At 31.9% G+C, this 2,734-nt stretch carries 2 protein-coding genes; both read left to right on the top strand.

Annotation, left to right across the window (positions count from 1 at the left end; all coding sequences use genetic code 11):
• A partial coding sequence (locus ACTF56_RS12940) for a T9SS type A sorting domain-containing protein (protein ID WP_438967328.1) occupies positions 1-669 on the top strand: 669 nt, incomplete at its 5' end.
• A gap of 310 nt (positions 670-979) precedes the next feature.
• A partial coding sequence (locus tag ACTF56_RS12935; protein WP_438967327.1) for a hypothetical protein occupies positions 980-2,734 on the top strand: 1,755 nt, incomplete at its 3' end.

The raw sequence follows: 2,734 nt of genomic DNA, 5'->3' as shown, positions 1-2,734 counted from the left end.
TATAGTATTCGTGTTAGAATTCATAGTAATGCTCAACAAGGTTCGTATGGTGAACCTTGTAATGTTTATACGCCTTCAATTGCTATAACTAAAATCTTATCCTGTGATGCAACTGTAGACTATAATGAAATAGTCTATGCCAGTGCAATTCCTAATGCTAACGCTTATGAATTTAAAATTTATGATGCTACAGGTACAACCTTATTGGAAACTATAGAAAATAACTATAACTACTTTGTATTTACTCAATTGAATAATTACGCGTATGATACAACATATAAGGTAACAGTAGCTGTAAGAATAGGAACACAATACGGAGATGATAGCGATCCTTGCAATATAACAATCGGGCCAGATCCAGGACAAGCTCCAAGTCGTGAAACAATACAAGATGTTGGGATAAACAACACAAGTATGACAACCAAATCCGAAATGAGCGCCTACCCTAACCCATTTACAACATCATTTAGCATTAGCCCATTACAAGGTCAAACAGATGATTTGTCTTATCATGTATACGATGCAACTGGAAAATTCATAGAAAGTAAATCCGTGAAAGCTAACGAAATATCAAGTCAAAACATAGGAAATTATTATCCTACAGGGATGTACTTAATCGTGGTAAAACAAGGAACAATAACACAAACTTTTAAAATGATTAAACAATAAAATAAATTATTGTTTGGAATAATAAAGCCGTCTCAAAATTGAGTCTAAATTTAGATTTAAATGAGACGGCTTTTTTATAATTGTTTTTTTGAATATATATTTAATAAATTATAAATTTTAATAATTACTTTAAGTGATAAATTAAAGGCTTTTATTGCTGTTTAATATTTATAAAATAAGAATTTTTTTTATTTATAACATTGTAAATCAATAAATTAAATAATTTTAATAAAGAAAAAATCTATATTTTATCTATATGACCCATCCAAACTTTTGACATAGTTTTGTAAATTAATAAAAGATTAATAATATGAAAAAAAATGCTTTAAACCGAAATAAGAAAATATTTTTTTTACTTATTTTCTTGTGTAGTTTTGTTGCTTCTTTTGCACAAACAACAACTTTTTATGATTTTAATACCCCAGGCGATTTAACAACGTATTTTACAAGAGGAAATACGGGTACTACGCAGATTACCCAATCACTTAATACGGGTATTGGGGGTACTGGTGCTGTATTTATCGGAAACCAGTCGGCTAACGAAGTTTACACGACCAAACAAGGATATTCAAACGGAGGAGTCGGTTCTGTTTATGAGTTCAGCACTTTTATAAAAAGTGAATTTAATTCAGGTTACAGTGCAATTGGTTTCACTTCCTTACCCAATCAGCCACACGCCAATAGTGGTAATCCAGCAATTTGTTTAGGAGTATCAGTACATGGCGGAGGTTTTATATTCTATAATAACTCAACCGCAAGTTATGGCGATTGGCAATCAGGAGGAGTAGTTAATGCTAGTATGTTTGATTTATTAAACAATGGTTCAACTGATAAATGGTACAAAATCATACTTAAAATCACTGCACAAACCAATAATAACTATCATTTACAATTAGAAGTATGGCCTTCTAATTCAAATGGCGTGTTGCTACATTCAACTGCTTCCGCTATCCATACAAGGACTTATCAAAATAACAATATTGGAAATTCAACGGTATTATATTCTTATTTTGGATTTGGTGGTTATAGAGTTTCTAATTTTGATAATTATGCTTTGAATCTTCAAGGTTCTACAGTAATTGACGCAGGAGCTCCAGTAGTTGTGAACGGAACTGCCGTTTTGAGTCCAATTTTGAATAACTCAATTGATATTGAAGGAAATGTTACTGATGATAGAGGAATTTCAGTAACCGAAAAAGGTTTTGTTTGGAACACGAGCGGTACCCCAACTGTTTCGGATAACAAAATAGCTTATGGAAGTGGCTTAGGTTCTTTTAATGGAACAATAAATAATTTAGCTCCTGGTACATATTATTTAAGAGCCTATGCTATAAATTCTAATGGTGTAAGTTATGGAACAGAACGTATTGTAATTGTTCCCACACAAGCAGGTGAGATTTTCACTAGCACTTCTAATTTGGAATTTAAATTGTGTCCAGATAGCAGTGAATTAGTTAAAACATTTACTGTTTCAGCAACTGGGATTGGTTCAAATGTAAGTTTAAGTGCAGTAAATGGTTTTTTATATTCCTTGGACAACAATAACTTTTCATCTACTTTAACAATTAATTCTGTTTCAGGACAAGTAAATACCACTACTGTCTATGTGAAATTTATTAATAATAATTCAACCTCAAATGGTATTTTAACCCTTAGTGCAACAAATGCTTTAGGTCGTTCAATTGGACTTAATGCCTCAGTTCTCTCAACTAGTATTAATTCACAACCTACTGTCACAAATGAAACTGTATGTATAAATACTTCACCCCAAACTATTTCAATAACCGCACATGATGCTACAGCCTTCCAATGGTACCAAAACAGCTCAAACACCACAGATGGAGCTACAATAATTAACGGAGCTACTTCATCTAGTTATGAATTACCTACCAATAATCCTGGTACTGTGTATTATTTTGTAAGTATTTCATTTGCTGATTGTGGTTCATTAAATAGTAATATCATAAGTCAAACTGTAACTCCAAATCTAGGTTCAATCAATTTCATAAGTGGTACTGCAAATTTAGCATCTGATGCTACCACAGCCACTTATTCTGTTTCACCA

Source organism: Flavobacterium sp., from assembly GCF_965657075.1.
GTDB lineage: Bacteria > Bacteroidota > Bacteroidia > Flavobacteriales > Flavobacteriaceae > Flavobacterium.
This window is presented reverse-complemented; position numbering and strand designations above follow the sequence as displayed.